Below are 22,623 nucleotides of genomic sequence, written 5' to 3' on the forward strand. Positions count from 1 at the left end.
TGCTGGAATCAACGAAAGTATTAAACTAGATCACGATTTGGTATTTTTTTAGGAATGACAATGCAGACTAGTGTCAAGCAGGAAGCAGGAATTGCCACGATCGCGCTGGTTGGTCGTTTTGATTTCAATACGCATCGAGACTTCCGCGCCGCTTACGAGCCGCTGATTGCTGATGTTGCCTGCCAGGCGGTGACCGTGGATTTTTCGGGTGTGGATTATCTGGACAGCTCTGCACTCGGCATGCTGTTGATGCTGCGCGACAAAATGGGTGGCTGTGGCAAGGATGTCGTTCTCAGTGGCGTGCAGGGGAACGTGCGTCAGGTTCTGGAAATCGCCAATTTCAGCAAGCTGTTCCGCATCGTCTGAGCGGTTGCTGAGATTTTGTCAGCGCTTGTGGCGCATGAGCCGGTGACGCCACTGGCTTAAGTGCCCGTGGCGTGGTAGTTTTGCCCGATATGAGCGCTGTTTGGCGCATCAGGCGAGGGGATGGGAATGTCGGAATTACTTAAAAATATTGATGCACGGACCAAGCTGGCTGGAACGAACAAGCTTGAGATCCTGCTTTTCTTCCTCGGCGTCGATCAACGGACCGGTCGGCGCGAAACCTATGGCATCAACGTGTTCAAGGTGCGCGAGGTGATGCGCACGCCGATGATCACGGCAGCTCCGGACATGCCGGCGTCAGTCGAAGGGATGGTCAGCCTGCGTGGCGCGCTGGTGCCGGTGATCGATCTGGCGAAGTATTCCGGCATCTCCGCCGAAACGCCGCGCGAAATCATGATTGTTACCGAATACAACGGCCATACCCAGGGCTTCCTGGTCGAGGGCGTGGACACCATTCTGCGCCTTGACTGGAGCAAGATGCGGGTGCCGCCGGAGATGCTGACCGCCCAGACCGGCGGTCTGGTGACCGCGGTTACCGAACTGGAAGACAATCGTCTGGTCATGATGATGGACGTGGAAAAAGTCCTGGCCGAGACCACCAGCATCGATAACGAGATCATGTTCCGCAGCGTGGTCAATGTGGATCGCCCCGATGTCACCGTGTTTTACTGTGATGACTCCAGCGTGGCACGCAAGCAGATTGAACGTACCCTTGAAGCAATGGGTGTCAAAGGAGTGGCTGCAGTCAATGGGCGACAGATGTGGGACGAGATGGAAAAAGTTGCGTCGTACGCCAAGTCCGTCGGCAAACCGGTTTCCTCGATCATCAATCTGCTGCTGACCGATATCGAGATGCCCGAGATGGATGGCTACATCCTGACCAAGAAGCTCAAGTCCGATCCGCGCTTCGCCAATATTCCGGTGATCATGCATTCATCGTTGTCTGGAATGTCCAACCAGAAGCTCGGTCAGTCGGTCGGCGTAGACGAGTACGTACCCAAGTTCGAGCCGCAGCGTTTGTCGGAAACGCTGGCCCGTCGGCTGGGTTTCGATGAAATGACTCAGGGCTGAGGCAGGAGGCAAAGATGAATCTGGTCGAAAGCAAGAATCTGCTCGATAGCGTTGATGCACGTACCCGCCTGGCCGGGTCGAACAAGATGGAGATTTTGCTGTTCTCGCTGGGGACGCGCGAGATCTTCGGCATCAACGTGTTCAAGGTGCGCGAAGTGGGGCGCACGCCCCACATTACCAAGACGCCCAACATGCCGCGTGGCGTCGAGGGGCTGATTTCCCTGCGCGGTAACGTCATTCCGGTGCTGTCGCTGGCGCCGTTCATGCAGCTTGAGGGGGTGCCGCCGGGGTTGGGCAAGACCATGATGGTGGCCGAGTACTCGAAGCGGACTCTGGGCTTCCTGGTGCATGAAGTCGATCGCATCATCCGTGTCGATTGGGAGCGGGTGAAAGCCCCGGAGAGCGTACTGACGGCCAATCATGGCCTGATTACAGCCGTGATCGAACTGGAGGGCGGTGGTCTGGTCTCCATTCTCGACGTCGAGCAGATTCTTGCCAACGCCTTCGGTGAAGCGATGATCATCGACATCATGCCGGCGCGCGTCGATCCGGACACCAGCGTTTTCTTCGTTGATGATTCCATTGTCGCCCGGCGCAAGATTTCGGAAGTGCTCGACAAGCTCGGGGTGCGCCACAAGCATGCCACCAACGGTATGGAGGCGTGGACCCGTCTGCAGGCCATCGCGGCCCATGCGCATCAGGTCGGGACGAATATCCGCGACGAAATCCGCTTGATCCTCGTCGACGCGGAAATGCCCGAGATGGATGGCTACGTGCTGACCAAGAACATCAAGTCCGATCCGCGCTTCGAAGGCGTGCCGGTGGTCATGCATTCGTCCCTCTCGTCGGAGGCCAACCGGGCCATGGGCAAGTCCGTCGGCGTTGATGCCTACGTTGCCAAGTTTGATGCCGAGGCGCTGGCCGATACCCTGCGCCCGTTGATTGAGCGTTAACAAGAATGACTATTGGAGTGTTGCATGGCTGCTGATCCCAAAACGAGGTTTCTGGTCGTGGACGATTTTTCGACCATGCGTCGTATCGTCCGCAACTTGCTGAAGGAGCTGGGTTTCACCAATGTCGACGAGGCTGAGGATGGAGCTATTGCTTTGCAGAAACTGCAGGGAGGCGGCTTCGAGTTTGTCGTCACCGACTGGAACATGCCGAACATGGACGGTCTGACCTTGCTGCAGACCATCCGGGCGACGCCGACGCTAAAGCATCTGCCGGTGCTGATGATTACCGCCGAAGCGAAGAAGGAAAACATCATCGCGGCAGCCCAAGCCGGTGCCAGCGGTTACATTGTCAAGCCTTTCACGGCGGGAACCTTGTCTGAAAAGCTGAACAAGATTTTCGAAAAATACGGTCAGGCCTGAGGGGAGTTGTATGTCTGCAAGTAACGATTCCGCCGATCTCGAAGCCCTGTTCGATTCGATCGCAACCGACTATCAGCCAGTCGCACCGCAACCCGCACCGCAACCCGCACCTGTGCCGGCTGCTACGGGAGACAACGACGAACTGCAGGCGCTGTTTGACAGCGTTGCCTCCGAAAATGTCGCTCCACCACCCGCTGCTGCCGGGGAGAGTCAGGCTGATCATCCGGACAACTGGCCGCAACAGGAGGCCGTGTTCAACCGCATAGGCCAGATGGCGCGAATTCTGCACGACACCTTGGGGCAACTGGGTTACGACAAGCTGATCGAGAAAACAGTCTCCGCCTTGCCTGATGCCAAGGACAGGCTGGCTTATGTCGCCAACCTGACCGAACAGGCGGCCTGTCGTGTGCTCAACGCCACCGATATTGCCGGTCCGCTGGTTGATGGCATGGAAAGTCGTTCGCGCGATCTGGGGGTTGCCTGGGACAAGGTCTTCGCCAATCAGATGAGTCCGGAAGAGTTCAGGGCACTGGCTGTGGAAACCCGGCAGTTCCTGAAGCAGGACTTGCCTAGGCAAACGAAGGCAACCCATGCGCAATTGACGGAAATCATGATGGCTCAGGATTTCCAGGATCTGACCGGGCAGGTGATCAAGAAGATCGTCATGCTCGCCCAGGAACTGGAGAACGGTTTGATGGGCTTGTTGATCGAAGTCTTGCCGGAAGCCAAGAAAACCGAAGAAGTGACCAACCTGATGAATGGGCCGGTTGTTAATGCTGAAGGTCGTACCGACGTCGTGGTCAATCAGGAGCAGGTCGATGACCTGCTCGAAAGCCTCGGCTTCTGAGGAGGGTGAAAAATGAGTGATTTCTCGGGAATGGAGGATCTGCTGCAGGATTTCCTGCAGGAGGCCCACGACCTCTTGTCCGATGTGGACAACAAACTGGTTGATCTGGAAAAAACACCGGATGACAAGGGGCTGCTCAACGATATTTTCCGTGGTTTCCACACGGTCAAGGGCGGGGCCGGGTTTCTCAATGCCACCGAACTGGTGACTTTGTGCCACCTGACCGAGAACCTGTTCGACCGCCTGCGCAACGCTGAGCTCGAACTGACTGCCGAATTGATGGACGTCATCATGGATGCCACCAAGGGCGTGCGTGAGATGTTTGGCGAACTGGGTCAGGGGGTTCAGCCCCAGCCGGCCGATGCACGCGTTATCGCTGCTTTGCAGGGGGCGCTGAACGGTGAATTGCCGACTGCCAGTGTGGCGCCGCCCGCTGTCGAGCCTCCGGCGGTACAGATGTCGCCATCAAGCAGCGTGCCTGAAGGTGAGCCGGATTGGGCCAGTTTGCAAGAGGCGATCACTGGTGAGCCGGTAAAGGCAGCTCAGGGTGAATTGATTACCCGGGCCGAAGCCGAGCCGGCCAAGCCGTCTGCGGCTGCTGCACCGGTTGTTGCCGCTGGCAAGGATGCGGCACCGTCGCCGTTCGGGCGTCGTGCCAGCGACCGGCCGGCGTCCACTGCCAGCAATTCGCGTCGTGCCGAAGAGCGTGGGCGTGAGAACACGATTCGTGTCGACACCTCGCGTCTGGACCAGGTGCTCAATCTGTCCGGCGAAATCGGCTTGACCAAGAACCGCTTGACCAGCCTGCGCGCCGACATTCTCGCCGGCAAGAGCGATTCGGAAACGCTGCATGCGCTCGACCAGGCGGTCAGCCAGCTCGATCTGCTGGTTTCCGATCTGCAGAATTCGGTGATGAAGACCCGGATGCAGCCCATCGGTCGGTTGTTCCAGAAATATCCGCGTATTGCCCGCGACCTGGCTCGTCAATTGGGCAAGGATGTCGAACTGGTGCTGGCCGGGGAAGAAACCGAAGTTGACAAGACGATGATCGAGGATCTGGCCGATCCACTGATCCACCTGATCCGCAATGCTGTCGATCATGGCGTCGAAATGCCGGACGAGCGCGCGGCGGCCGGCAAACCGGCAAAGAGCCTGGTGCGTCTGGAGGCGCGTCAGGAAGGCGATCACATCGTCCTGATCATTGCCGATGACGGCAAGGGCATGAGTGCCGAGCGTATCCGCGCCAAGGCCGTGGACAAGGGGCTGATCTCCGAAGAGGAGGCCAATACGCTCGACGAGCGGCAGAGCCTGAACCTGATTTTCCTGCCCGGGTTCTCGACCAAGACGCAGATTTCCGACGTTTCCGGTCGAGGCGTCGGCATGGATGTGGTCAAAACCAATATCCAGAAGCTCAACGGCTCGGTCGAAATCCGTTCCGAACCCGGCAAGGGCTCGGTATTCCTGATTTCCCTGCCGCTGACCCTGGCCATCCTGCCGGTCTTGCTGGTTTTGCTTGGCGATCAACCTTTTGCACTGCCTCTGTCCCTGGTTCGGGAGATCCTGCCGATCGACCAGCAGCGTGTCCAGGAGGTTGGTGGCAAGGAGACGCTGGTGGTTCGCGGCGAGGTGCTGCCGGTCATTTCCCTGGCCAAGCTGCTTGGCTGGCCGGCGGATCGTTCGCCCGAATACGGGGTGTTCATGCAGACCGCCGAGCGAAGTTTCATCCTTGGGGTGGATAGTTTCGCCGGTCGCGACGATGCGGTCATCAAGTCGCTGGAAGACTTCCGTCCGAAGGGGGTGGCGGGCGTCACCACGCTGTCGAACGGTCAGATCGTGCTGATTCTGGACATGAAGGAGTTGCTGGCTGATTTTAGTCAGCATGGCGATGCTGGCATGGCTATCCGTAACTTCGAGTTTTCCTGACGCACGAAATCCTTACCGGTCAACGAGTTAACGAGGGGGCTTTGCCCCCTCTTTCTTTTTGGAGTTTACCTGTCTGTCATTGACTTAAGCGGTCTACCTCGAAACGGAATAAAAAAAGCACGCTACCTATTTAATTTTCTTGGTTTTTTTCTATAATAGGCTCAACCTGTTTAGATAATGGCCATGGCTGAAGAGAGCGATCTGGAGAAAACCGAAGAGCCTACCGGTAGGCGAATCGAGCAAGCCCGGGAAAAGGGGCAGATTCCCCAGTCCCGGGAGCTTGGTACGTTTACCGTGCTCATCGTCGCTGCCATGACCTTGTGGATGATGAGTGGCTGGTTCATGGACCGCACGCTGGCCCTGACTCGCGATGCCTTCATGCCCGATCTGAAGCACATGCAAGAGCCGGCCATGATGGTGTCGCGTCTGGCCGAGATGTTCGCCGACGCATTTATCGTCTTCGCGCCCTTGTTCGCCGTGTTGATCGTTGCCGCTTTGCTGCCGCCGTTTTTCCTGAATGCCTGGGTGTTCGCGCCGAAGGCGCTGGTTCCCGATCTCAAGCGCATGAATCCCCTGAGCGGTCTTGGTCGGATGTTCTCCTGGAACAGTCTGATGGAACTGACCAAGGCCATCCTCAAGGCGTCGCTGGTCGGTGTGGTGGCCTTTCTGTTGATCTCGCAGCAGCTTGAAGAAATCTTCGGCCTGCTGGCCGAGCCGCTGGAAACGGGTCTGGCGCACGCCGGCCGGATGATCCTCTTTGCTTTCCTGATGCTGGTGCTGACGCTGCTGATCGTCGTCGCGGCCGATGTGCCCTTCCAACTGTGGCATTACTACCACAAGCTGAAGATGACCAAGGATGAGGTCAAGCAGGAAATGAAGGAAATGATGGGCGATCCGCACGTCAAGGGACGGATTCGCAGTCTGCAGATGCAGGCGGCACGTCGCCGGATGATGCAGGCAGTGCCCCAGGCCGACGTGATCGTCACCAACCCGACCCACTTCGCGGTGGCGCTGGCCTACAAGGCCGGGATGGTGGCGCCGAAGGTGGTCGCCAAGGGCACCGGTGCGGTAGCGCTGAAAATCCGGGAGGTGGCGGCGGAACATGCAGTGCCAACCTTGGAAGCGCCGCCGTTGGCGCGGGCGCTGTTCAAGCACGCTGATCTCGACAAGGAAATTCCGGCCACCCTGTACAACGCGGTGGCCGAAGTGCTTGCATATATCTATCAACTGGCGCAGTGGCGGCAGGCGGGTGGAGCCTATCCGGTCCCGCCGAGAGATCTGCCGGTGCCGCCCGAACTTGTTCCGGAGGCAGCGTAAATGGCCACCGGTTCGTTGAGCCTGCAAAATCTGTTCGGCCGTCTGAACGTCATTCAGATTGCGTCGCCGGTCCTGATCCTCATGATTCTATCCATGATGGTCCTGCCGCTGCCGCCGTTCGTGCTGGACCTGTTCTTCACCTTCAATATCGCGATTGCCATCCTGATCCTGATGGTTGCGGTGAATACCCAGAAAACGCTGGATTTTTCGGTGTTCCCGACCGTGCTGCTGGTGACGACGCTGATGCGCCTGTCGCTGAACGTGGCCTCGACCCGAGTGGTCCTGCTCGAGGGGCACAACGGTCCGGATGCCGCGGGCAAGGTAATCGAAGCGTTCGGTCATTTCCTGGTTGGCGGTAATTTCGCGGTCGGCATCATCGTCTTCATGATCCTCGTGGTGATCAACTTCATGGTCATCACCAAGGGTGCCGGGCGGGTCGCGGAAGTTTCCGCACGGTTCACGCTGGATGCGATGCCGGGCAAGCAGATGGCCATCGACGCCGACCTCAATGCCGGCCTGATCGGTGAGGACGAGGCCCGTCAGCGTCGTTCGGATATTGCCCGTGAGTCCGAGTTCTACGGCTCGATGGACGGTGCCTCGAAATTCGTTCGCGGTGATGCGATCGCCGGCATCATCATCATGCTGCTCAACATTGTTGGCGGTCTGGTCGTTGGCATGGGGCAGCACGATCTGGCGCTCGGTGACGCGGCCCGCATCTATACCCTGCTGGCCATCGGTGACGGCCTGGTGGCACAGATTCCTGGGCTGGTCATTTCGATTGCCGCCGGTCTGGTGGTCACCCGCGTTTCCGACGACCGCGACATGGGGCAGCAATTTGTGACCCAGGTGTTCAGCAGCACCAAGGTGCTGGCGATCACGGCGGGTATCGTCGGCCTGATTGGTCTGATCCCGGGGATGCCCAACCTCGTCTTCCTGCTGATTGCCGGCTCCCTGGCCTGGTTCACGTGGACACTCAGTAACAAGCAGCGGCGTATCGTCGAAACGCCGGTCAAGGTGGCGCCGCCGCCGATTCCGGAAGCCGTCGATGCGAGCTGGAACGACGTGGCGCCGCTCGACGTGCTCGGCCTGGAAGTTGGCTATCGTTTGATCCCCCTGGTGGACAAGACGCAGGACGGCGAACTGCTGCGCCGTATTCGCGGTATCCGCAAGAAATTTGCTCAGGAAGTCGGTTTCCTGGTGTCGCCGGTACACATCCGCGACAACCTGGAGTTGAAGCCGAACGCTTACCGCATCCAGTTGAAGGGTGTCGAAGTCGGCGCTGGCGAAGCCTTCGCCGGCCAGTTCCTGGCCATCAATCCGGGCCGCGTTGCCGGAACGCTGAACGGCACGGTGACCACCGATCCGGCCTTCGGCCTGCCGGCCGTGTGGATCGACATCACCCAGCGCGACCAGGCCCAGGCCTACGGCTACACCGTGGTCGATGCTTCGACCGTCGTCGCCACCCATCTGAATCACCTGATCCTGACCCATGCCGGGGAGTTGCTCGGCCGCCAGGAAGTGCAGCAACTGCTCGACCACCTGGCCAAGGAAATGCCCAAGCTGGTCGAGGATCTGGTGCCCAAGATCCTGCCGCTGGGTATCCTGCAGAAGATACTCCAGAACCTGCTCGAAGAAGGGGTGCATATCCGCGACATGCGCACCATCATCGAAACGGTCGCCGATCATGCAACGCGCACCCAGAACGCCGACGAACTTGTTACTCAGGTGCGCATCGCGCTGGGCCGCGCAATCGTCCAGCAGATGTTCCCGGGAACCGGCGAAATGCAGGTGATGTCGCTCGATCCGACGCTGGAGCGCCTGTTGTCCCAGGCCGTCGCCGGCGGCTCGGAAAATACCAGCTTCGAACCGGGCCTGGCCGATACCCTGGTCCGTGAAACCGCCGCCGCCAGCCAGCGCCAGGAGGGCCTCGGTCTGCCCGCCGTGCTGCTGGTGCCAGCCAGCCTACGCTTGCTGCTATCCAGATTCCTGCGCCGCACCGTGCCGCAATTGAAGGTGCTGTCGCACAACGAAGTTCCAGAAAATCGAATCATCAAGGTGACCTCGATCATCGGAGGTAGAACATGAACGTCAGAAAATTCATCGCCGTCAACGCCAGGGATGCCTTGCGCAAAGTCAAGGAAACCCTGGGCAATGATGCGATCATCCTGTCCAACCGCGGCGTCCCTGGTGGCGTCGAGATCATGGCGGTTGCCGCCCGGGACATGGCGATGATCGTGCCGACTCCGGCCGGTGACATGGCACCGCCGCCACCGGTCGAACGGGCGCCGCAAGTGCCGGTCGATGAAGACTATCGTGTCCTGCTGAGTTCAGCGCGGGCGAGGATCAGTGGCGCCTCACCGGCCAGCATGGTGCCGCCGCGCCAGCCGGCGGCCGCCCCGCAGCCGACGCCGCGCGCCGCCGCGCCGGTGCAGAAGGCGCCGATGCAGGTCAATGCCGGCATTCCCCGGACCGGCGCCTTGCGTAATGCCGATCTGCCGCGCCCTGCTGCCAATCCGCAGGCCACCGCCGCCAAGCCGGCCGCTGCGCAGACCCAGGCCAGCGCAGCCCGCCGAGCCGAAGCTGAGGTGGTGCCGCAGGCCGTGATGGATGAAATCCGTTCGCTGCGCAAGATTGTTGAACAACATCTGGCAGGATTTGCCTGGGGCGAGACCGCACGTTCGGAGCCGGTGAAGACCGAAGTGCTGCGGCAGATGCTCGACGCGGGCTTCTCGCCGCAACTGTCGCGTGATCTGATCGGTGACCTGCCGCCGGAAATGGATGCGGTGCAGGCCATGGCCTGGGTCAAGGGGGCCGCCGACCGCTCGTTGATGACGGTCGGCAGTGAGAACGACATCGTCGATCGCGGCGGTGTTTATGCCCTGGTCGGTCCGACCGGCGTCGGCAAGACGACCACGACCGCCAAGCTGGCTGCGCGCTGTGTCCTGCGCCACGGCCCCAGCAAGGTGGCGCTGGTGACCACCGACGGCTACCGGATTGGCGCCCATGAACAGTTGCGCATCTACGGACGCATTCTCGGCGTCGCGGTCTATCTGGTGAAGGATGCGCTGGAACTGCGTCAGACCCTGGCCGAACTGCAGCACAAGCATATGGTGCTGGTCGATACGATGGGGATGAGCCAGAAGGACAAGCTGGTTCCCGAAATGACCGACATGCTCGCCGGTTGCGACGTGCAGCGACTGTTGCTGCTGTCGTCCACCTCGCGGGGTGACACGCTCGACGACGTGGTTCGTGCTTACGCCGGCGACAGCCTCTCCGGCTGCATCCTGACCAAGATCGACGAGGCAGCCAGCCTGGCGACGCCGCTCGACGTGATCATGCGGCACGGCCTGCCGCTGTATTACGTGTCCAACGGCCAGCGCGTCCCGGAAGACCTGCACCTGCCCAATCGTGGTTACCTGTTGCATCGTGCCTTCAAGGATGTGCCGGAAAATTCGCCGCACAAATACAGCGGCGTCGAACCGGGCCTGATGATGGCCAATGCCGGCATGCAGGCCATGGGAGGCCGTCGTGGCTGATTTCCGCGTCGATCAGGCAGCCGGTTTGCGCCGTATGCTCGGCGGCAGCGGTCTGCAGGTGATCACTTTTGTTGCCGGTTGCGAAGGCGTCGGCCGCAGCGTGACCGTGGCCAACCTGGGCGTGGCGCTGGCACGCCTGGGCAAGGAAGTCTTGCTGATCGACGAGCATGCCCCCGGCGACGATATCGCCGCTTCCTTCGGCATGCAGTCAACCTACGACCTGCTCAATGTCGTCCAGCGCGAGTTGCCGCTGACCCAGGTCCTGTTGCGGCCGATGAACGGCCTGTCCATCCTGCCGGCCGCCAAGGCGGCGCGCAAGCTGGGACGGCTCTCCCTGCATCAGCAGCAGACGCTGGTCGATGCGATGTCGGGCCTGGAGCGCGCCATCGACGTCATTCTGGTCGACGCCAGCATGGCTCATCCGTCGGGCTTCTCGCCGTTCGGTCTGGTCTCCCAGGAAACCGTGGTGGTGCTGTCGGGTAGCAGTGCATCGATCACCGAAGCCTACGCCTTGATCAAGAAGGTCAGCCAGGCGTTTTCGCGTCGTCATTTCCGCATCCTGGTCAACAAGGTGCGCAGCCAGGCCGACGCCCGTTCGATTTACGAGAACATTGCCCAGGTGGCGACGCAGCGCGGTGTCGCAGTGCTCGATTACGCCGGCGCCGTGCCGCTCGACGAGTCGCTGAAGCTGGCCAGCCAGTTGTGCCGGCCGGTGTTGTTCCAGGCGCCTGATTCGCCGTCGGCAACCGCCTTCCGCGACCTGGCCGCCGATATCCAGTACTGGCAACAGGCGCAGGGCGAGCAGGGCGGGGTCCAACATTTCCTTCAGCAACTGTTACACTTGAGCCAACGCATAACACCGAACGTCCTTAGAGCCTGATGTACACCGCAGCGGGGCAGCCAGACCGGAATGAGTTGGTTCAGCGCTTCGTGCCGCTGGTGAAGCGTGTCGCCTATCATCTGCTGGCCCGTTTGCCGGCCAACGTGCAGTTCGAAGACCTGGTGCAGAACGGCATGCTCGGCTTGCTCGATGCCATTGATCGTTTCCAGGAGGGCTTTGGCGCCCAGTTCGAAACTTATGCCACGCAGCGGGTGCGCGGGGCCATGCTCGACGGCCTGCGTGCCAACGACTGGTTGCCGCGCAACATGCGCAAGGAACTCCGGCGTATCGAACAGACCATCAATCAGCTCGAACATGCTCACGGTCGGGCGCCGTCCGAACAGGAACTGGCGGATGCGCTTGGGATGCCGCTGGCCGAATACCAGAAGGTGCTCCAGGATGCGCGCGGCCACCAACTCGTTTATTACGAGGATTTTGCCGGTGACGACGATGCGGACTTTCTCGACCGGCACTTCACCGACGACGACAGCAACCCGGCCAGCATCCTGGAAGACAAGGATCTGCGCGAAAACCTGGTAAAGGCCATTGGGCGTTTGCCGGAGCGCGAGAAGCTGATGATGGCCCTGTATTACGAACAGGATCTCAACCTGCGGGAAATCGGTGAAGTCATGGGCGTGACCGAGTCCCGGGTCTGCCAGTTGCACAGTCAGGCCATCGCGCGTTTGCGCGGGCAGCTGGTCGGCGAGGTCAAGACCGTCGCCAGCAAGCAGCGCAAGGGGAAGGCGCTTGGATAAACTGAGCTTTGCTGGATTGATGCTGGGTCTGGTCGCGATCATCGGCGGCCAGATACTCGAGGGAGGGCATGTCAGCTCGCTGGTCCAGCCGACGGCCTTGCTGATCGTGCTCGGCGGGACGATGGGGGCGGTGTTGCTGCAATGCCCTTTCCACGTTTTCAAACGCGGCATGCAGATGGCCAAGTGGGTATGGGTGCCGCCGGTCATCGAGCAGAAACGGACCATAGACCAGATCCTGCAATGGAGTCAGTTGTCGCGGCGCGAGGGTTTGCTGGTTCTGGAAAACTACCTGCCGGGGATCAAGGACGATTTCACGCGCAAGGGTTTGCAACTGCTGGTCGATGGTGCCGAGCCCGAGCGTATCCGCGAATTGCTTGAGGTTGAAGTCGATACTTACGAGGAAGAGTTACGCCAGTCGGCGAAGGTATGGGAGTCGGCCGGCGGCTATTCGCCGACCATAGGCATCCTGGGGGCGGTGATGGGACTGATCCATGTCATGGAGAACCTCTCCGATCCGACCAAGCTCGGGCCCGGCATCGCGGTGGCCTTCGTCGCCACGATCTACGGCGTCGGCCTGGCCAACCTGATCTACCTGCCGATCGCCGGCAAGCTGAAATACTATATTTCGCGGATGGTGGCGGCACGCGAGATGATGATCGATGGTCTGGTCGGGATTGCTGTCGGTGATAACCCGCGCATCATCGAAAGCCGCCTGAAGGGCTATCTGCGCTGATGGGCCGTCGTCGTCGCCGCGAGGAAGAGCACGAGAACCACGAACGCTGGCTCGTTTCCTACGCCGATTTCATCACCCTGCTGTTCGCCTTTTTTGTCGTCATGTACGCGATTTCCTCGGTGAACGAAGGGAAGTACAAGGTCCTGTCCAATTCCCTGGTCAACGCCTTCAAGAACACGACGGGAGAGGTGGGCGGTCAGCCCATGACCATCATTCAGGGGGCGCCGATCATGCCGCCCAAGCCGGTCACCAAGCCGGACCGGCAGGCGCCGAGCAAGGCCGATGAAGTCAGAGGCGTGCAACGGGAACAGATGCGTAACGTCGCGGGGGACATCCTGCAGGCCTTGCAGCCGCTGGTTGCCCAAGGCAAGGTTCGGGTGCTCGAAACCAGTCGCGGCGTGACCATAGAAATCAACGACAGCATTCTCTTCGCCCTGGGGCAGGCCAGCTTGCAGACCGAGTCGATCAGTGCGCTGAGGGCGGTCGCGGCGGTGCTGGCCGATTCGGATTTTCCGATCACGATTGAAGGACATACTGACAACGTGCCGATTGCCACCCCGCAATTCCCTTCGAACTGGGAGCTGTCCGCCATGCGGGCGACTACCGTGCTACGTCTGTTCAACGATTCGGGGGTGGGTGCCGAGCGCCTGACGGCCATTGGTTATGGCGAAACGCGTCCGGTGGAGACCAATACCAGCGTCGAAGGCAGGGCGCGGAATCGTCGGGTCAGTATCCTGATCGACTCGAATCGGCCGGAGGAGCCGACCGAACTGATCAGCAAGCCGCTATCTCAATAGCGCAGCAAGCCTGGATCAGGCTGAATCGACGATGCGGCTGCCCGAACCGGTGGCTGCCTGGCCATCGCTACCATAGAGGGACGCTTCGCTCTGGCGCTGGGTCAGGATGTCGAGGGCCTCACTGGTTTTGGCCAGGTGCATGGCGATCAACTCACCATTCATGACGTGAAGTTCCCGTGCTTCGCCGGCGAGGGCAATCAGTTGTTCCCAGGATTGCCGGGCGGCAGATTCTGCCGGGTGCAGGCGGAACCATTCCGCCGTGTCCTGGCGGCTGGACTGCGCCGGTGTCAGGCCAAGCAGGCTGAGCCTGGACTGCTCGGCAGCATTCAGCTTTTCAACCAAATCCAGTTTTGTTGCACCGACTTCGGCCAAGGCATCGGCTTGACCGGCAGTCAGCAAGGATTGCTCTTCGCGCAGAACCTCGATAAAGCGACGCAGTAGCGCCGTTTCATCGAGCAATGCGCGGTGTAGCTGGGACATCAGGCCTTGCGTTGGCTGTTGACCAGATCGCGCGCCGTCTCGATCAGTCCGTCGGCAATCGCTTCCGGGTTGATCTGGAACCGACCTTGGGCGATCGCATCCTTGATTTCCTGAATCTTGCCAGCGTTTACCGGCGGCTTTTCGCCGCTCATGAGCGGTGCTGCCGTCTGGCTGAGACTGACGGCTTCGCTTGCCCGGGCGGAATTTTCCGGCGCCTTCGGCGGCGTATTTGCGGTGCGCAGCGGGGGCGTCTTGAAGGTCGAAGTGTCGATTTTCATGATGGGACTCGAAATGCCATGATTGTTGTACGTTATTACGGACGCTGCAGGCAGAACTTTAGCTCAATTCGTCAAAAGAATGGAGCCATCTTCCTGGGCAATGCCGCTGATGGTCCTGCCGGATGGCATCTTGACTCTGGCGAGCTCTCCGGCGGCGGCATGATTCAGTGCCTTGCCCTCCGCTCTCACAGCAAAACCCGTGCCCTGGGAAACGACGCGCACCGTCTGTCCTTGGCGGATGACCCGGGGGGCCAGCAACTGATGGGTGCGCAATGCCTGGCCTGCACCGATCGAGTTGCGCAAGGTCTTGCCGACGGCCTGTTCCGGCTTGATCACGGTGCCTGTTGGCAAGGCCCCGAGGTCCCCGCTGACGGTGGAGAGATCGTCGGCCTGAATGGTTTTGCCGGCCAGCAATGCCCGGCGGGTGGTGACATAGGTGGAGATTACCCCGATCCGGACAGGGACCAGAATGTTCCAGTTGGCGCCGGCCAGGCAGCGGATGCCGATATGGGTGCGGCCGATGTTGCGGGTATTTGGCGGTGAGTAGGCTTCGCGTTGGGCACAGGCTTGCAGCCGGCTGTCATCGATGGGTCCGGCTTCGATGTGAATCTCGCCGGCATGTCCGGCGGCAAGCTGGCGGGCGTGCTGTTCGACGGCGGCCAGAATCGCATCGCCCTCGCTGGCGGCGACAGATGTGACGACGAGAAGTAGTGCAAGGGTACGAAAAAGCATCACCGAATTGTGCCCCAGCTTGTCCTTGGCTGAAAGTCTGGTTTCTGGCACGTACATTGCTTTTTTGGATGCAAATGCAACATCTGGAGAGTTTGTATGGCAAATATTCAAAGTCATGTCGAGGTTTACAGCAAAGCGATAGGTTTGCGCGTACAGCGCCATCAGTTGCTGGCCTCGAACATTGCCAACGCCGATACGCCGAATTACAAGGCGCGTGACTTCGATTTCAGCGCCGCCATGCAGAACGCACTGGCCGGCCGCGCAGCTTCTGGTGCGATGCCCTTGGCCAGGACCGCCGGTGGTCACCTCTCGGGTGAGGGCATGACCGGCAGCGCTCATGTTCAATACCGCAAGGAAACCCAGTCGGCAGTCGACGGCAATACGGTGGATATGGATGTCGAGCGCGCCCAGATCGCCGATAACGCCATCCAGTACCAGATTCTCACCCAGCTGATCGGCGACAAGTTCAAGGGCTTGCGTTCGGCGATGGCCGGCACGCAGGGCTAAGGAGCGCATTCATGAGTCTGTTCAATGTCTTCAAGGTGTCGTCCAGCGCAATGACTGCCCAGTCGATGCGTCTGAACACCGTCGCGTCCAATCTGGCCAACGCCGACAGCATCGTTTCTTCAAACGGCCAGCCTTACCGGGCCAAGCAGGTGGTTTTCGAAGCTACCCCCATGGGCGGTGTTGGCGAGGTGTCCAAGGGCGTCCGCGTGCGTCAGGTCGTCGAAAGTGCTGCCCCGGCGCGGATGGTGTACGACCCGAAGAATCCGGCAGCCGATGAAAAGGGCTACGTCGCTTTTTCGAATGTCAATGTGGTCGAGGAAATGACCAACATGATTTCCGCGTCTCGTGCCTACCAGACCAATGTCGAAGTCATGAATACCGCCAAGAGCCTGATGCTGCGTACCTTGCAGATCGGCCAGCAGGCCTGATGAAAATTCTGGAGGAATAGACCATGTCTACCGTTAGCAATGCAACGACCAAGACGCCTGCCGAAATATTCGAGTCGATTGCCGGCAAGGCAAAGGGGAAGGAAACCACCACAGCCCAGGATCTGGAAAGCCGTTTCCTGACCCTGTTGATGACGCAGATCAAGAACCAGGATCCGCTGAATCCCCTCGACAACGCCCAGGTGACCAGCCAGTTGGCCCAGTTGAACATGGTTAACGGGATCGAGAAACTGAACCTGACGATGAACCAGCTGCTCGGCGGTTATGCCGAGGCGCAGGCGATGCAGGCGGCAGGAATGATCGGCAAAAATGTCATGATTGCCGGCAATGCCTTGCCGCTTTCCGGAAGCAAGGCATTTGCCGGTATCGCCTTGACGGGGAATGCAGACTCGGTCGTGGTGACGATCAAGGATGCGAGCGGCAAGGTCGTACAGACCAACGAACTCGGTGAGCAGCAGGCCGGCATGTTCTATTTCGCCTGGGACGGCAAGAACGAGAACGGCGATGTCCTGCCGGATGGCAAATACACTTTCTCGGTCAAGGCGCTTGCCGATGGCAAGGAGATCGAAGCGACGACCGGACAGATTGGCACGGTTTCTGCTGTTACTCGTACGAACAACGGTTTCCTCCTTGATTTGGGCGACATGGGCAATGTGGCCTTCAAGGACATCCAGCAGATACTTTGACGAGGTAGATCATGGCATTTCAACAAGCGCTCAGTGGCCTGAATGTGGCCGGCAAGGCAATCGATGTCACCAGCCACAATATCGCCAACGCGAGCACTGTCGGCTACAAGGCCGGGTCGGCACATTTTGCCGATGTCTATGCAGCCTCGCTGAATGGCGCCGGCGCCAGCCAGATCGGTATCGGCGTGAACCTGGCGGCGGTGCAGCAACAGTTCACCCAGGGCAACATCACGGCGACCAACAACCCGCTGGATATCTCGATCAACGGTTCCGGCTTCTTCCGCATGGATACCAACGGCGCGGTGACCTTTACTCGTTCCGGCCAGTTCCATCTGGATAAAAGTGGTTACATCATCAATGACCAGAACATGCGCCTGACCGGTTACCCGGCTCAGGCTGGTATCATCGTTCCGTCGACGCCGCAGCCCTTGCAGATTTCGGCATCCGACCTGGCACCAGTGGCTACCGGAACCAATGTCGCCAGCACTTTCCGCGGGGTCAAGGCCAATCTGCAGCTAGATTCGCGGGCCAAGGAGCCTGAGGTGCCTTGGGCCAACGCAGCAACACCGACCGGGGCCACGGTGGCGACCAACGTGACGGCCAATGGCGGTTCGGCGGCAGAAGCCGCGGCAGCGCTTGCCGCCTACGATGCCGCAATCGCCGGTGCACAGACCCAAGCCCAGGCGGCTCAGGCTGCCTACGACGCTGTGATCGGTGCAGGCGGTACCGTTCTTGAAGCCACGGCCGCACGTACGGCTGGTTTGGCAGGGGCCAATTATTCGCCGGATCCCCAGTCTTACAGCTACTCGACGGCCCTATCCATTTTCGATACCTTGGGCAACGCGCACACGCTGACGATGTTCTTTGAAAAGACCAACGCATCGGGTGAGTGGAATGTTCATTTCACACTGGATGGGACGAGCAACAACTACATCACGGTTACACCGGGAAATGCACTGACCTTCAACACCCTGGGACAGATTGCCAGCGGTAACCCGATGAGCCTGCAGATCGACCTGAACAATGTCATGGGCGCGCTGGGGACGACCAACGGTGCCGACCCGGTGATGAACTTCGATATCGATTTCACCGGGACCACCCAGTTCGGCAGTTCCTTCGGAACCAATCGCCTGGAACAGGACGGCTATACCGCCGGCAACCTGATTGGTCTGTCAGTGGGTAACGATGGCGTCATTCTTGGCCGCTACAGCAACGGTCAGACCTTTGCCCAGGGGCAGGTCGTGCTGGCCAACTTCACCAATCCGAACGGCCTGCAGTCGCTGGGTAACAATCAGTGGAGCGAAACCTCGGCTTCCGGGCCGGCGCTGGTGGGGGCGCCCAACACGTCGAGCCTTGGTGTGCTGTCCTCGTCGACGGTCGAGGAATCGAACGTTGATCTGACCTCCGAACTGGTCAGCCTGATCACCAATCAGCGCAACTACCAGGCCAATGCCCAGTCGATCAAGACGCAGGACCAGGTGTTGCAGACCCTGGTCAACCTGCGCTGATTCCTGAGGAACCGGCAACATGGACCGCCTGATCTATACCGCAATGACCGGTGCCAAGCATGTGTTCATGCAGCAAGCCGGTACGGCCAACAATCTGGCCAATGCCAGCACGATCGGGTTCAAGGCGCAGGAACACCGTTTCCGCGCCGTCGAGGTTCAGGGCGAAGGCATGCCGACCCGGGCCTTTGTCGTCGATGCATCGGTGGCCGACGTTTTCGACGAGGGCCCGCTGATGTTCACCGGCCGCAATCTCGACGTCGCCGTCCAGGGGCGCGGTTGGCTGGCCGTCCAGTTGCCCGATGGCAGCGAGGCCTACACCCGCGCAGGGAGCCTGGACGTCAACGTCAATGGTGAACTGGAAACCAAGGCCGGGCATGTGGTGCTCGGTGATGGCGGTCCGATCGCCATTCCGCCCGACAACAACATCGAGATCGCGCCGGATGGCACGGTGTCGATCATTCCCGCATTCGGTACGCCGAACAATGTCAATCCGGTCGGACGCCTGAAGCTGGTGAATCCGCCGGAAGGTGATCTGGTGCGTGGTGCCGACGGCCTGTTCCGTTTGCGTAGCGGCCAGCCGGCCCCGGTTGATGAAAATGTCCGGGTGGCCGCCGGGGCGCTTGAAGGCAGCAATGTCAATGTGACGGATTCGATGGTGAATCTGATCAGCCTGGCCCGGCAGTTCGAATTGCAGATCAAGATGATGCAGACCGCCGATCAGAATGCCCAGCGCGCCGATCAGTTGCTGTCCCTCAATGGTTGATAGGAAAGAAAAATGATACGTTCCCTGTGGATCGCCCGGACTGGCCTGGATGCTCAGCAAACCCAGCTTGATGTCATCTCGAACAATCTGGCCAACGTCAGCACCAACGGTTTCAAGCGGGCGCGGGCGGTGTTCGAGGACCTGTTGTACCAGAATATGCGCCAGCCGGGCGCGCAGACCTCGCAGCAGACCCAGGTGCCGACCGGTCTGCAGCTGGGCACCGGCGCGCGCCCGGTGGCCACGGCGCGCATCTTCACCCAGGGCAACCTGCAGAAGACCGATAACACGCTTGATGTGGCGATCAACGGCAATGGCTTCTTCCAGGTCCTGCTGCCCGATGGAACGACGGGATACACCCGCGACGGTTCCTTCCACAAGGACAATCAGGGGCAGATCGTAACCTCGGACGGTTACCCCCTGCAGCCGAACATCACGGTGCCGGCCGATGCCCAGACGGTTTCGATCGGAACCGACGGCACCGTCACCATTACCCAGCCGGGTTCGGCAGCCGCCACGGAAATCGGGGCAATCCAGTTGGCCAGTTTCGTCAATAACGGCGGCCTGCTCAGCATCGGTCAGAACCTGTATATGGAGACCGCCGCCAGCGGCGCGCCGACGCCCAATGCGCCGGGTGCCAACGGTGCCGGGATCGTCGTCCAGGGCTACGTCGAAACGTCGAATGTCAACGTGGCCGAGGAACTGGTGACCATGATCCAGACGCAACGGGCCTACGAACTCAACTCCAAGGTGATCAGCACATCCGACAGCATGCTCGGACGCCTGACCCAGATGTAAGAGGTGAAATCATGCGTCACCTGATCCTGCTTTCCAGCGTCCTGCTTGCTGCCTGCACGACCGTGCCGCCGACCAATGTGCATCAGCCGATGACGGTTCGACCGGAAGCGCGGCCGGTGCTGGCAACGGGTAATGGTGCCATCTACCAGGCAGGCAACAGTCGCCCGCTGTTCGAGGATAGGCGCGCACGTTTCGTTGGCGATACGATTACGGTTAAGATCACCGAAAATACCTCTGCTTCGAAAAAGGCCAGCAATAATCTGACCCGTTCCGGTAGCCAGAGCGCTTCGGTCACCGCGTTTGCCGGCTTGCCGGTCGGCGGCTTGAATGGTCTCGATCTGTCCGCCAATAGTGCGACCAACTTTGCCGGTAAGGGCGATGCGGCAAACAATGCCGTATTCACCGGCAATCTGACTGTGACGGTCATTGATGTCCTGCCCAACGGAAACTTGCTTGTTTCCGGGGAGAAGCAGATCGCCATCGGTACCGAGCAGGAGTTCATCCGTGTTTCCGGGGTGGTCAATCCCGCGTTCGTCGATTTCTCGAATACCGTAGACTCGGCCAAGATCGCCGATGCACGGATCGAGTACAAATCCTCCGGGCAGATTGCCGATGGGCAGGTTATGGGATGGCTGGCACGCTTCTTTCTTAGTGTCTTGCCGTTCTAGTAGCCATTCCCGGAAGGTGCACCATGAAATCCTCTAACGCGCTCATGATCAAGGTTCGCAAGGCCTTGCTCTGCTGTTGCCTGTTGCCCTTGCTGGCAAGCCCGGCGATGGCCGAACGGGTCAAGGATCTGGCAAGCTTGCAGGGTGTGCGCAACAACCAGCTGATTGGTTACGGTATCGTCGTCGGTCTCGACGGTACGGGCGACCAGACTACCCAGACGCCGTTCACCACGCAGGCCATGGGCAACATGCTGTCGCAGATGGGCATCAATCTGACGGCCGATCAGGCGACCAAGTTGCAGTTGAAAAACGTCGCCGCAGTCATGGTGACGGCGAATCTTGGCGCGTTTGCCCGTCCCGGGCAGGCCCTGGATGTGACGGTTTCCTCGATCGGCAACGCCAAGAGCCTGCGTGGCGGTACCCTGCTGCTGACCCAGCTCAAGGGCGCAGATGGACAGGTGTACGGCATTGCTCAGGGTAATGTCATGGTCGGCGGTGCCGGTGCCGGCGCCGGTGGGGCTGCGGTGACGGTCAATCACCTGGCAGCGGGCAGAATCCCGGGCGGGGCGACGGTCGAGCGAACGGTGCCGACGGCTCTGGGGCAGAGCGGATACCTCTACTACGAACTGGCCGAGTCCGATTTCGGAACGGCAATGAACATGGTTTCGGCGATCAACAAGGCCATGGGCGAAGGGACCGCGCAAGCCATCGACGGTCGTCGCATCGCCCTGCGGGCGCCGGATTCCGCCGATGCGCGGGTCAGTTTCCTGGGCCGGGTCGAGAATATCGAAGTGCGTGCCGCCGTTGCTCAGGCACGGGTCGTGGTCAATCCGCGTACCGGTTCGGTGGTCATGAATCAGCGGGTTTCCCTGTTGCCCTGCGCGGTCGCTCACGGCAATCTGTCGGTGGTCGTCGATGCGGGCCAGCCCGGACGCGGGGGCGCCGATGTGCAGGTCAATCAGGATGGTGGTAGTCTGACGGTCGCCGCCGGTGCCAGTCTGGCCGATGTGGTCAAGGCACTCAACAGCCTGGGGGCCAATCCGATGGACCTGCTGGCCATCCTTCAGGCAATGAAGGCAGCCGGTGCGCTGCGTGCCGAACTCGAAGTGATCTGAGTCATGGTCGCCAAGATCCAGAATGCGCCGAATCGCGCGGCGTTTGACGTCCAGGCCTCGCAGGACCTGCGCAACCAGTTCAAGAAGGACCCTCAGGGCGGTCTGAAAGCCGCCGCGCAGCAGTTCGAGACCCTGTTTCTGCAGATGGTGCTCAAGAGCATGCGCGATACGGTGCCGACCGATGGTCTGATGCACAGCGACCAGACGCGTTTCTACAACAGCCTCCTCGATCAGCAGATGGCGCAGAACATGGCTAGTTCAGGGAACGGAATCGGTTTCGCCCGGCTGATTGAGCAGCAACTGGGGGGGCATCTCGGTGGCGCGCAGCTTGAAGATGGCATCGACGACCTTTCGGCAATGATTGCCGGCAAGGGTTTGCCGGCCGGCCTGCCGGCTGCCGGTGCCTTGCAGTATCGCGAAGTCCCGAGCAGCCTGCCGACATCGGCCGCCTATGCCCTGCAGAGTGCGCTGGCGGCCAACTCGGCCCGCAGTTCGGGTGAGGCGCCGACGTCGGCGCGGGACTTCGTCAATCAGCTCTGGCCCAATGCGGTTGAGGCTTCCCGTTCTACCGGCATCCCGCCACAATTCCTGGTGGCCCATGCGGCGCTGGAGAGTGGGTGGGGAAAGAGCGAGATCCGTCATCCTGACGGCAGTAGCGCGCACAACCTGTTCGGTATCAAGGCCGGCAAGAGCTGGACCGGAAAAACCGTGGATACGCTGACGACGGAATACGTCAACGGTGTGCCGCAGCAATCGGTCGAGAAATTCCGGGCTTACGATTCCTACGCCGACGCATTCCGCGATTACGCCAACCTGCTGCGCAACAATCCCCGCTATGGCGGCGTGATCGGGACCCAGGATGGCACGGAGTTTGCACGACGTTTGCAGACGGCCGGATACGCCACCGATCCGAAATACGCTGAGAAGCTGTCCGGGATCATCAACGGACCAACGCTGCGTCAGGCATTGATCGGCTAATCCGCCCTAAACATTCCGGCGCCTGCGCCGTTAAACCTCATAGAGGTAAAT

At 60.3% G+C, this 22,623-nt stretch carries 25 protein-coding genes; 22 read left to right on the forward strand and 3 right to left on the reverse strand.

Features of this window, described 5'->3' with window-relative positions:
- The first annotated feature begins 60 nt into the window (after positions 1 to 60).
- The 13 genes from G471_RS0105660 (at position 61) to motD (ending at position 13,616) form a co-directional block, all read left to right on the forward strand.
- Positions 61 to 366 carry an STAS domain-containing protein gene (locus G471_RS0105660; RefSeq protein WP_028994485.1) on the forward strand — a complete coding sequence of 102 codons (306 nt, stop codon included), beginning with the start codon at positions 61 to 63 and terminating at the stop codon, positions 364 to 366.
- Between the two features lie 126 nt (positions 367 to 492).
- The gene (locus G471_RS0105665; RefSeq protein WP_028994486.1) at positions 493 to 1,455 is read left to right on the forward strand and encodes a chemotaxis protein; all 963 of its coding nucleotides are present in this window, start codon (positions 493 to 495) and stop codon (positions 1,453 to 1,455) included.
- A gap of 14 nt (positions 1,456 to 1,469) precedes the next feature.
- Complete coding sequence (locus tag G471_RS0105670; RefSeq protein ID WP_028994487.1) at positions 1,470 to 2,408, forward strand: chemotaxis protein; 939 nt, start codon at positions 1,470 to 1,472, stop codon at positions 2,406 to 2,408.
- Positions 2,409 to 2,432: 24 nt separating this feature from the next.
- On the forward strand, positions 2,433 to 2,828 hold the full coding sequence (cheY, locus tag G471_RS0105675; RefSeq protein WP_028994488.1) for a chemotaxis response regulator CheY: 396 nt from the start codon (positions 2,433 to 2,435) through the stop codon (positions 2,826 to 2,828).
- A gap of 10 nt (positions 2,829 to 2,838) precedes the next feature.
- Positions 2,839 to 3,675 carry a protein phosphatase CheZ gene (gene cheZ, locus G471_RS0105680; RefSeq protein ID WP_028994489.1) on the forward strand — a complete coding sequence of 279 codons (837 nt, stop codon included), beginning with the start codon at positions 2,839 to 2,841 and terminating at the stop codon, positions 3,673 to 3,675.
- Positions 3,676 to 3,687: 12 nt separating this feature from the next.
- On the forward strand, positions 3,688 to 5,598 hold the full coding sequence (locus G471_RS0105685) for a chemotaxis protein CheA (RefSeq protein ID WP_028994490.1): 1,911 nt from the start codon (positions 3,688 to 3,690) through the stop codon (positions 5,596 to 5,598).
- 183 nt (positions 5,599 to 5,781) lie between these two features.
- Positions 5,782 to 6,915: a flagellar biosynthesis protein FlhB gene (gene flhB, locus G471_RS0105690; RefSeq protein ID WP_028994491.1), complete on the forward strand. Its 1,134-nt coding sequence runs from the start codon at positions 5,782 to 5,784 to the stop codon at positions 6,913 to 6,915.
- Positions 6,916 to 9,000: a flagellar biosynthesis protein FlhA gene (gene flhA, locus G471_RS0105695; protein ID WP_028994492.1), complete on the forward strand. Its 2,085-nt coding sequence runs from the start codon at positions 6,916 to 6,918 to the stop codon at positions 8,998 to 9,000. It begins immediately after the preceding gene.
- A complete protein-coding gene (gene flhF, locus G471_RS0105700; protein WP_028994493.1) occupies positions 8,997 to 10,451 on the forward strand; it encodes a flagellar biosynthesis GTPase FlhF in 1,455 nt (484 codons plus the stop codon). Before flhA ends, flhF begins: the two co-directional genes overlap by 4 nt.
- Complete coding sequence (locus G471_RS0105705; RefSeq protein WP_028994494.1) at positions 10,444 to 11,331, forward strand: MinD/ParA family ATP-binding protein; 888 nt, start codon at positions 10,444 to 10,446, stop codon at positions 11,329 to 11,331. The genes flhF and G471_RS0105705 overlap by 8 nt, the downstream gene beginning before the upstream one ends.
- Positions 11,331 to 12,086, forward strand: coding sequence for an RNA polymerase sigma factor FliA (locus tag G471_RS0105710; protein WP_028994495.1), 756 nt, complete (start codon positions 11,331 to 11,333; stop codon positions 12,084 to 12,086). Before G471_RS0105705 ends, G471_RS0105710 begins: the two co-directional genes overlap by 1 nt.
- A complete protein-coding gene (locus G471_RS0105715; protein ID WP_028994496.1) occupies positions 12,079 to 12,819 on the forward strand; it encodes a flagellar motor protein in 741 nt (246 codons plus the stop codon). The genes G471_RS0105710 and G471_RS0105715 overlap by 8 nt, the downstream gene beginning before the upstream one ends.
- A complete protein-coding gene (gene motD / locus G471_RS16800) occupies positions 12,819 to 13,616 on the forward strand; it encodes a flagellar motor protein MotD (protein WP_043420920.1) in 798 nt (265 codons plus the stop codon). Before G471_RS0105715 ends, motD begins: the two co-directional genes overlap by 1 nt.
- A 15-nt stretch (positions 13,617 to 13,631) precedes the next feature.
- Here the strand turns inward: motD and G471_RS16805 are convergent, their stop codons facing one another.
- From G471_RS16805 to flgA, 3 genes are all read right to left on the reverse strand, one after another.
- Positions 13,632 to 14,096, reverse strand: coding sequence for a flagella synthesis protein FlgN (locus G471_RS16805; RefSeq protein ID WP_081700118.1), 465 nt, complete (start codon positions 14,094 to 14,096; stop codon positions 13,632 to 13,634).
- Positions 14,096 to 14,374, reverse strand: a complete 279-nt coding sequence (gene flgM / locus G471_RS0105730; RefSeq protein ID WP_028994497.1) for a flagellar biosynthesis anti-sigma factor FlgM — start codon at positions 14,372 to 14,374, stop codon at positions 14,096 to 14,098. The genes G471_RS16805 and flgM overlap by 1 nt, the downstream gene beginning before the upstream one ends.
- Before the next feature lie 63 nt (positions 14,375 to 14,437).
- Positions 14,438 to 15,268, reverse strand: coding sequence for a flagellar basal body P-ring formation chaperone FlgA (flgA, locus tag G471_RS0105735; protein WP_245580508.1), 831 nt, complete (start codon positions 15,266 to 15,268; stop codon positions 14,438 to 14,440).
- On the opposite strand from flgA, the gene flgB reads away from it, so the two are divergent.
- The 9 genes from flgB to flgJ are packed head-to-tail and all read left to right on the forward strand — an operon-like array spanning position 15,251 to position 22,572.
- Complete coding sequence (gene flgB, locus G471_RS0105740; protein WP_245580509.1) at positions 15,251 to 15,613, forward strand: flagellar basal body rod protein FlgB; 363 nt, start codon at positions 15,251 to 15,253, stop codon at positions 15,611 to 15,613. The genes flgA and flgB overlap by 18 nt on opposite strands.
- An 11-nt stretch (positions 15,614 to 15,624) precedes the next feature.
- Positions 15,625 to 16,041: a flagellar basal body rod protein FlgC gene (flgC, locus tag G471_RS0105745; protein WP_028994500.1), complete on the forward strand. Its 417-nt coding sequence runs from the start codon at positions 15,625 to 15,627 to the stop codon at positions 16,039 to 16,041.
- Between the two features lie 23 nt (positions 16,042 to 16,064).
- Positions 16,065 to 16,745, forward strand: coding sequence for a flagellar hook assembly protein FlgD (locus tag G471_RS0105750; RefSeq protein WP_028994501.1), 681 nt, complete (start codon positions 16,065 to 16,067; stop codon positions 16,743 to 16,745).
- Positions 16,746 to 16,756: 11 nt separating this feature from the next.
- Positions 16,757 to 18,253, forward strand: a complete 1,497-nt coding sequence (locus G471_RS0105755) for a flagellar hook protein FlgE (RefSeq protein ID WP_028994502.1) — start codon at positions 16,757 to 16,759, stop codon at positions 18,251 to 18,253.
- A gap of 19 nt (positions 18,254 to 18,272) precedes the next feature.
- Positions 18,273 to 19,016 carry a flagellar basal body rod protein FlgF gene (locus tag G471_RS0105760; RefSeq protein ID WP_028994503.1) on the forward strand — a complete coding sequence of 248 codons (744 nt, stop codon included), beginning with the start codon at positions 18,273 to 18,275 and terminating at the stop codon, positions 19,014 to 19,016.
- A gap of 12 nt (positions 19,017 to 19,028) precedes the next feature.
- Positions 19,029 to 19,811 (forward strand): flagellar basal-body rod protein FlgG, encoded by a 783-nt coding sequence (gene flgG, locus G471_RS0105765; RefSeq protein ID WP_028994504.1) that lies wholly within the window; start codon positions 19,029 to 19,031, stop codon positions 19,809 to 19,811.
- Between the two features lie 11 nt (positions 19,812 to 19,822).
- A complete protein-coding gene (locus G471_RS0105770; RefSeq protein ID WP_028994505.1) occupies positions 19,823 to 20,479 on the forward strand; it encodes a flagellar basal body L-ring protein FlgH in 657 nt (218 codons plus the stop codon).
- A gap of 23 nt (positions 20,480 to 20,502) precedes the next feature.
- Positions 20,503 to 21,594, forward strand: a complete 1,092-nt coding sequence (locus G471_RS0105775; RefSeq protein ID WP_028994506.1) for a flagellar basal body P-ring protein FlgI — start codon at positions 20,503 to 20,505, stop codon at positions 21,592 to 21,594.
- Between the two features lie 3 nt (positions 21,595 to 21,597).
- Positions 21,598 to 22,572, forward strand: coding sequence for a flagellar assembly peptidoglycan hydrolase FlgJ (flgJ, locus tag G471_RS0105780; protein WP_028994507.1), 975 nt, complete (start codon positions 21,598 to 21,600; stop codon positions 22,570 to 22,572).
- Positions 22,573 to 22,623 lie beyond the last annotated feature (51 nt).

The sequence above is a fragment of the Azonexus hydrophilus DSM 23864 genome (assembly GCF_000429605.1).
GTDB classification, from domain to species: domain Bacteria; phylum Pseudomonadota; class Gammaproteobacteria; order Burkholderiales; family Rhodocyclaceae; genus Azonexus; species Azonexus hydrophilus.

Coding starts and splice junctions, on each gene's coding strand:
- motD (WP_043420920.1), top strand. CDS start 12,819: ATGGGCCGTCGTCGTCGCCGCGAGGAAGAGCACGAGAACCACGAACGC.
- G471_RS0105660 (WP_028994485.1), top strand. CDS start 61: ATGCAGACTAGTGTCAAGCAGGAAGCAGGAATTGCCACGATCGCGCTG.
- G471_RS0105770 (WP_028994505.1), top strand. CDS start 19,823: ATGCGTCACCTGATCCTGCTTTCCAGCGTCCTGCTTGCTGCCTGCACG.
- cheZ (WP_028994489.1), top strand. CDS start 2,839: ATGTCTGCAAGTAACGATTCCGCCGATCTCGAAGCCCTGTTCGATTCG.
- flhF (WP_028994493.1), top strand. CDS start 8,997: ATGAACGTCAGAAAATTCATCGCCGTCAACGCCAGGGATGCCTTGCGC.
- flgM (WP_028994497.1), bottom strand. CDS start 14,374: ATGAAAATCGACACTTCGACCTTCAAGACGCCCCCGCTGCGCACCGCA.
- G471_RS0105755 (WP_028994502.1), top strand. CDS start 16,757: ATGGCATTTCAACAAGCGCTCAGTGGCCTGAATGTGGCCGGCAAGGCA.
- flgJ (WP_028994507.1), top strand. CDS start 21,598: ATGGTCGCCAAGATCCAGAATGCGCCGAATCGCGCGGCGTTTGACGTC.
- G471_RS0105750 (WP_028994501.1), top strand. CDS start 16,065: ATGTCTACCGTTAGCAATGCAACGACCAAGACGCCTGCCGAAATATTC.
- flgA (WP_245580508.1), bottom strand. CDS start 15,268: ATGGCGCTGTACGCGCAAACCTATCGCTTTGCTGTAAACCTCGACATG.
- flgG (WP_028994504.1), top strand. CDS start 19,029: ATGATACGTTCCCTGTGGATCGCCCGGACTGGCCTGGATGCTCAGCAA.
- G471_RS0105710 (WP_028994495.1), top strand. CDS start 11,331: ATGTACACCGCAGCGGGGCAGCCAGACCGGAATGAGTTGGTTCAGCGC.
- G471_RS0105670 (WP_028994487.1), top strand. CDS start 1,470: ATGAATCTGGTCGAAAGCAAGAATCTGCTCGATAGCGTTGATGCACGT.
- G471_RS0105760 (WP_028994503.1), top strand. CDS start 18,273: ATGGACCGCCTGATCTATACCGCAATGACCGGTGCCAAGCATGTGTTC.
- flhA (WP_028994492.1), top strand. CDS start 6,916: ATGGCCACCGGTTCGTTGAGCCTGCAAAATCTGTTCGGCCGTCTGAAC.
- cheY (WP_028994488.1), top strand. CDS start 2,433: ATGGCTGCTGATCCCAAAACGAGGTTTCTGGTCGTGGACGATTTTTCG.
- G471_RS0105665 (WP_028994486.1), top strand. CDS start 493: ATGTCGGAATTACTTAAAAATATTGATGCACGGACCAAGCTGGCTGGA.
- flgC (WP_028994500.1), top strand. CDS start 15,625: ATGAGTCTGTTCAATGTCTTCAAGGTGTCGTCCAGCGCAATGACTGCC.
- G471_RS0105685 (WP_028994490.1), top strand. CDS start 3,688: ATGAGTGATTTCTCGGGAATGGAGGATCTGCTGCAGGATTTCCTGCAG.
- G471_RS0105775 (WP_028994506.1), top strand. CDS start 20,503: ATGAAATCCTCTAACGCGCTCATGATCAAGGTTCGCAAGGCCTTGCTC.
- G471_RS16805 (WP_081700118.1), bottom strand. CDS start 14,096: ATGTCCCAGCTACACCGCGCATTGCTCGATGAAACGGCGCTACTGCGT.
- flhB (WP_028994491.1), top strand. CDS start 5,782: ATGGCTGAAGAGAGCGATCTGGAGAAAACCGAAGAGCCTACCGGTAGG.